The 7,014-nt window shown below is 40.0% G+C and carries 5 protein-coding genes; 1 reads left to right on the forward strand and 4 read right to left on the reverse strand.

The genetic code is table 11. The annotated features are described in order from the left end of the window. The 3 genes from NRL14_RS16105 to NRL14_RS16115 form a co-directional block, all read right to left on the reverse strand. Positions 1–1,182, reverse strand: a complete 1,182-nt coding sequence (locus tag NRL14_RS16105) for a response regulator transcription factor (protein ID WP_306725129.1) — start codon at positions 1,180–1,182, stop codon at positions 1–3. A 327-nt stretch (positions 1,183–1,509) separates the two neighbouring features. Further along, a complete protein-coding gene (gene prlC, locus NRL14_RS16110) occupies positions 1,510–3,549 on the reverse strand; it encodes an oligopeptidase A (RefSeq protein WP_306725130.1) in 2,040 nt (679 codons plus the stop codon). A 345-nt stretch (positions 3,550–3,894) separates the two neighbouring features. Beyond that, positions 3,895–4,575: a DUF2461 domain-containing protein gene (locus NRL14_RS16115; RefSeq protein WP_149605115.1), complete on the reverse strand. Its 681-nt coding sequence runs from the start codon at positions 4,573–4,575 to the stop codon at positions 3,895–3,897. A 78-nt stretch (positions 4,576–4,653) separates the two neighbouring features. Between NRL14_RS16115 and gorA the strand changes: the two genes are divergently transcribed. Beyond that, the gene (gene gorA / locus NRL14_RS16120; protein ID WP_149605116.1) at positions 4,654–6,018 is read left to right on the forward strand and encodes a glutathione-disulfide reductase; all 1,365 of its coding nucleotides are present in this window, start codon (positions 4,654–4,656) and stop codon (positions 6,016–6,018) included. A 333-nt stretch (positions 6,019–6,351) separates the two neighbouring features. On the opposite strand, the gene NRL14_RS16125 is transcribed toward gorA, so the two are convergent. Further along, positions 6,352–7,014 (reverse strand): hypothetical protein (locus NRL14_RS16125; RefSeq protein WP_306725131.1); only part of this gene is annotated, 663 nt, incomplete at its 5' end.

Below are 7,014 nucleotides of genomic sequence, written 5' to 3' on the forward strand. Positions count from 1 at the left end.
CTAAAATAGCTCTATATCGTTATTTTCAGTGGTATTTTGTAAGACAACTTCACTATCGTTACTACGCAAGCTAGCGAGTAGCCCATTAAGAGTTTCACTAATTTGCTTAAGCTGACATTTAATAAATGCTAAATCGCTATTAGCAGAAGTAAACAACTGCATAGTTTTATCTAGCTTGGTAAAGTAAGGCGTTAAGTCACAAATATTATCACTCTCTTTTTGCACTTTAATTGCACTATCAAGCTCACTTAATTGCTCTATAAGCTGTTTAGCAATACTGTTTTTTGCCTGGCTCTGAGAATCTAATTGCTTCACTATGTCTTCAAGCACGATGCCTATTTGCGTGGCCTGTTCGTAGCTATTTTCATTATTTTGTATAGTGATCACTTTTTCATTGGTAATCTCCAATATGTGTGGAAACAAATCTTTGTAATGCCCAAATTTAGCGCTATCGTCAACGGGCATGTTTTTTATCAGTAATGATATTTTAGGGTAATTAATAATTGTGCTGGAGCTAATATCGACAAACCGCTGTGCATGCCTATGTTGTTCTAATAACTCTTGTTCTAATGGGCACACTGCACTTTGCTGAGAATAAAATATGCCTCTACTTTCATACCAAAAAACAACAACAACATCTAAATCTAAATGTGTAAAAAATGCTAAAAAATATTCGCTTAATGATGAGAAATTATTAGCATGATAACTTTGCCCAACGTAGCGTATTATTCGGCCCATATCACCTGATTCAGTCATGGCCATTTCGGCTGTTTTATTTGCGTGAGCTACATCATATTTTAACTTTATGCCTTGCTGTCGATATTCGTAAAGCACTTTTATACGCGCCATTAATTCTTCTGCGTTAAAAGGCTTAGCTATATAGTCAGATGCACCAGCACTGTAACCTTTAACACGATCAGCCAACTCAATGTTGGATGATAAAAACATAACGGGAATATCTTTGGTTAGCTCATTTTTTTTAATCGTTTGGCAAACTTCAAAGCCTGATTTACCCGGCATTTCTATATCGAGCAAAATAATGTCGGGGTTATATTTATTAGCGAGCCTTAAACCTTCATCCCCATCTTTTGCATGAATAATTTTACAAAACCCTGCTAAAGACTCCTCTATTATATGGTGAACCAACTTATCGTCATCAATTGCCAATATTAGCTTTGCCATGCCCTAGTCCATTTTATTAGGTATGTTAAGAGCATAGCTCGGTAGACTGAATTTACTAAAAATTTTAGTGAATAAGTTAAGGCGTATTGATCTTTGTGGATTGAAATTTGTCCCTAGAAAGAACCCAAAGGGCAGCGCATGTTTGGCATTTATGCTGCGTTATCGCCTATTTATGGGGAATAACCACACTACATAGGCTCTGCCTTGCCTAAATACCAAACAGTCTGCTGCAAATTCACCCACCAAAGATCAACACGCCCTAAAATTTAGATAATAAAAAAGCGCCATTAAGCGCTTTAATTTGGTTTGTGCTAAATATTAGCTTTTTTAAGCTGCAATACCGCTGTGGCGTAGTAACGCGTCAACATTAGGCTCACGACCACGGAACTTTTTAAATAATTCCATTGGCTCTTCACTGCCGCCTTTTTCTAAAATATTTTGCATGAAAGCTTGCCCAGTTTGCGGGTTAAAAATACCTTCTTCTTCAAATTTAGAATAAGCATCAGCAGATAGAACTTCAGCCCATTTATATGAGTAATAACCAGCGCTGTAACCGCCTGCAAAAATGTGGCTAAAGCCATGCTGAAAACGGTTAAACTCAGGTGGATTAACGACCGAGGTACGGCTACGCACATCGTTTAGTACGGCTTGAATTTGACACTCTTCACCCGCTTTATAATCATTGTGGATTTTAAAGTCGAATAACGAGAACTCAATTTGACGTAGCATTTGCATGCCTGAGTTGTAGTTTTTAGCCGCTAGTAGCTTATCAAGTAGCTCTTTAGGTAACGGCTCGCCCGTTTCATAATGACCTGAAATAAAGCTCAATGCTTCTTCTTCATAACACCAGTTTTCTAAAAACTGACTAGGAAGCTCTACCGCATCCCACGCTACGCCATTAATACCCGCAACAGGAGCAGCATCAACTTGTGTAAGCATGTGGTGAATACCATGACCAAACTCGTGGAATAAGGTTGTCACCTCGTCATGAGTAAACAATGCAGGTTTATCGCCAACCGCTTTATTAAAGTTACACACTAAATAAGCCACTGGAGTTTGTAGTTCGCCGTTAGCACGCACTTTACGACCCATACAGTCGTCCATCCACGCTCCACCGCGTTTACGGTCGCGCGCATATAAATCGAGGTAAAAACGTCCACGTAAGGTATTGCTGCTATCTACAATTTCAAAAAAGCGTACATCTTTGTGATAAGTATCAAAGTCAGTAACTTCTTTTACGCTAATACCAAATAAGCGGTTAACGGTTTCGAATAAGCCACTTAATACTTTATTTGCAGGGAAGTAAGGGCGTAGTACTTCATCTGAAATAGCGTATTTTTCTTGCTTAAGTTTTTCGCTGTAGTAACCAAAATCCCATGCTTCTAATTCAGAAATACCATGTTTTTGCTCAGCATAGGCTTTTAACTCCGCCACTTCTTGCTCTGCTTGTGGTTTTGATTTAGCCGCTAGGTCTTCTAAAAACGAGAATACTTGCGCCGGTGTTTCGGCCATTTTAGTTGCCAGTGACTTTTCAGCGTAGCTGTTGAATCCTAGTAACTGTGCAAGTTCATGGCGAAGCGCAAGCTCCTCACTCATAATCTCTGAGTTATCAAATTCACCGGCATTAGGGCCTTGATCTGATGCGCGCGTAGAAAACGCGGTATAAGTTTCTCTGCGGAGTTCGCGGTTATCGGCATAAGTCATAATTGGTAAATACGACGGAAAATCAAGGGTAAATACCCAACCGTCTAACTCTTTACTTTTTGCAGTATCAGCTGCAAGCGCTAAAGCAGATTCTGGCAAGCCAGCTAAGTCGCTTTCATCAGTAATGTGTTTGTGCCAAGCAAGTGTGGCATCCATTACGTTGTTGCCAAATTTTGAGGCAAGTTCTGATAAACGCGCGCTAATTTCGCCGTAGCGTTTTTGCTGCTTCGGTGCTAATGCAATACCCGATAATTTAAAATCACGAAGCGCATTAGTAATTGTTTTTTGTTGTGCTGTAGTCAGCGTTTTAAATTCGTCGCTGTTATAAAGCGTATTATACGCGTTGTATAAACCTTGGTGCTGACCTACAAATGTTGAATATTCAGATATTAACGGTAAGCATTGCTCGTAAGCTTCACGTAATTCGTCGTTATTCATTACTGAATTTAAATGCGATACAGGGGAGAACATGCGCGATAATTTGTCGTCGGCTTCTTCAAGGGGTAATACTAAGTCATCCCACGTGTACGAACCTTTCGCTAGCACGTCATCAATGGCTTTACGACAAAGCTCAATACCGTCTTTTAGTGCTGGTACTACGTACTCAGGCTTTATTTTTGAAAATGGTGGTAAGCCTTCAAGGCCAATTAGTGGGTTGCTCATAAATACTCTCTTTGCGTTAATGCATTACGTTTTAAATTGGGTCTAAAAGTAAAAAAACAACTCAACTGCTTTTAAGTTGTGTAATTTTAATAGGGTTGCTCTAAAGCAAAGCACAAATAACCCATTAATGAATCCGCCACTTTATAACGCTCTAGGGCGTGTTGAACTTTGTGGATTGAAATTTGTTCAATCTAGGGGCGATTAAATCACGGCGCGAGGTTTGTAACCTAGTGGGCTAAGTAAAAACCGAGCAACAAAGAGTTAATCGTCCCTAGAAAGAACCCAAAGGGCAGCGCATGTTTGGTATCTATGCTGCGTTATCGCCTATTTATGGGGAATACCACACTATATAGGCTCTGCCTTGCCTAAAAACCAAACACACTGCTGCAAATTCACCCACCAAAGATCAACACGCCCTACTACCGTATCAACTAGGTTATTGCTGCATATTTGCTTTTGAGTAAGTGGGCTAATGGCTATAAAGTCTTTTCGTTTGAGCTCATCTATTAAGGGATGCTCTTTTTCAAAACCTCTTGGTGGGCGTTTTAGCGACTCTCCTGACATTTCAAATATAGATTTAAATTGCTCATCATAAATTGCTTTTTTATAGCTATTTGGGTTTTCATCTATGCAGGTTCTAATTGCGTTAAGCGCCTTTGATTCTGGTCGCCAAATACCAGCACCTATAAAACATTCGTCATTTGCTAAGTGAAAGTAAAAACCCGGAGCGTGCACGTCTTTTCCCATAAAATGGCGGAATTGAATTCCTACATTAATTTTATATGGGGTTTTATCTTTACTAAAACGCGCGTCTTTATGGATTCTCATTAAACTACCGCCGACTTTTTTATCTGATGCGACAAAATGGCTAGAAACCTCAGCAAGTGGTGCTTGCATTTGCCTAATGAAATCTAAAGCGGGCCCTCTTACGTATTCCTCATACTGTGATTTATGGTCATTAAACCAGTCTCTATTATTGTTTTGATCAAGCTGAGCAAGAAATTCGAATGTTTTTTTACTAAACATAGGTCACCTAAACACTCTTTATTTTTAAAACTTAATGTTATGCTAATACGCATAAAACTCAACGCCTAAGGACATAAAATGACACAACACTTTGATTATATTGCAATCGGTGGTGGCAGTGGTGGTATTGCCTCTGCAAATAGAGCGGCAATGCGTGGCGCTAAAGTAGCACTTATAGAAGCAAAACACATGGGCGGCACATGTGTAAACGTGGGTTGCGTACCTAAAAAAGTAATGTGGCACGGTGCTCAGGTTGCTGAAGCAATTAATTTATATGCCCCAGATTACGGCTTTAATGTTGAAGTTAAAGGCTTTGATTGGAGCAAGTTAGTAGAAAGCCGTGAAGCCTACATAGGCCGAATTCATAAAGGTTACGACAGTGGCCTTGCAAGCAATGGCGTTACTGTAATTAAAGGCTTTGCTAAATTTGTAGATAATAAAACAGTTGAAGTAAACGGCGAGCACTACACAGCCGACCATATATTAATTGCAGTAGGTGGTCGCCCAAGCATTCCGCATATTGAAGGCGCTGAGCACGGTATCGATTCAAATGGCTTTTTTGAACTAAAAGAGCAACCTAAGCGTGTTGCCGTTATTGGCGCAGGCTACATAGCCGTCGAACTTGCTGGTGTATTACACGGTTTAGGTACTGAAACACATTTATTTGTTCGTAAACATTCTCCACTTCGTAACTTTGACCCATACATAGTTGAAACACTTGTTGATGTTATGGCTGCTGAAGGCCCTACTCTTCATACAGAATCTGTACCTCATAAATTAGTTAAAGAAGATGATGGCTCTGTAACGCTACATTTAGATAATGGCAAAACTCATAACGTTGACCAAGTAATTTGGGCAATTGGCCGCCAGCCAACAACAGACGCAATTAATGTAGCTGCTGCCGGCGTAGAAGTTAACAGCGATGGTTTTGTTAAAGTTGATGAGTTTCAAAATACCACAGCTAAAAATGTATACGCGGTTGGCGATATTATCGAAAACGGTATTGAACTTACGCCTGTAGCAGTTAAAGCAGGGCGTACTTTATCAGAGCGTTTATTTAATAAAGAACTACCTGATGATTTAAAAATGGATTACAGTCTAGTTCCTACTGTTGTATTTAGTCACCCACCAATTGGTACTATTGGCCTTACTGAACAAGAAGCTATTTCTCAGTATGGCGAAGAAAACGTTAAGATTTACCAATCTGGCTTTACGGCTATGTACACAGCGGTAACTAAACATCGCCAGCCTTGTAAAATGAAGCTTGTATGTGCCGGCCCAGACGAAAAAGTAGTTGGCCTACATGGTATTGGTTTTGCGGTTGATGAAATGATTCAAGGTTTTGCAGTTGCCATGAAAATGGGCGCAACTAAAGCTGATTTTGATGCAGTTGTGGCTATTCACCCGACTGGCTCAGAAGAGTTTGTCACCATGACAGGTTAGTGTAAAAAAGATACACATAAACGTTTTCAATATCTGAAAACGTTAAACTCCCCGCATTAATCACTTTATCAATGAGGGGAGTTTATTGCCTACGTGGTTCCTTCACACTCAATTATTAACCCGAGTTCCTCTGTTAATAAACCTATTAAGTTAGGTGGTTTCCAATATTGTATGATATGAAGGTTCCATGCTTATTGCTTTGAATTTAACTTCTTTTATTCCAAAAATGTGTTTTTCCAATTAAGGAGAGCATTGCATCTGCCAATAAAACTCAGAATAACTGAAAAATTGGCCTTGTTAATGTTTAATTAACAAGACCAAAATAGTTAAATGTTATCTTGCGATACCGGTAATGCCAATATCCTGTACACCAACTCGTTGCCCTCTTGGTGCTTGTAGTTGAATCCTAAGGCGCGCTGAAGCTACGCTACTATGTATTGGAAATGTTTTAAGTGTTGCATCATTACTGTTTTCACCTTGGTCGGGCAGATTTATCCATGCACCGTTTGCCCATCGCTGAACTCTCCAAAAGTCAACTTGGTGCGGGCCATTGTTGGTCTCTTTCATTGTCACTGTGAAGTTGGTAAATGGGGCTCCAAAATCAAACGCGATAAACACGCCACCACCGCCAGCACTAGTACCATCAGAAGTAGTTGTTGCAATATTTCGCAAGTTACCATCGTGCGCTCGGTCTCTATTCGAATGCCAGTTCTCACTGTAAGTAATAGAAGTATCAGCTGCATTAATTAAGTTAACAACATTACTTGCATCAGGTTCTTCTGGCTCTGGTGTAGGTTCTGGTGCTTCAGACCCCATACTTGCTCCCGTAATACTAATATCTTGTACACCGACTTGTTGACCACTTGGTGCTTGCAGTTGAACCCTAAGGCGCGTTGAAGCTATTCCACTCGGTATTGGGAATGTTTTAAGTGTTGCATCATTACTGTTTTCACCTTGGTCGGGCAGATTTATCCATGCACCGTTTGCCCATCGCTG

It is taken from the genome of Pseudoalteromonas sp. 20-92, assembly GCF_030847595.1.
GTDB lineage: Bacteria > Pseudomonadota > Gammaproteobacteria > Enterobacterales > Alteromonadaceae > Pseudoalteromonas > Pseudoalteromonas fuliginea.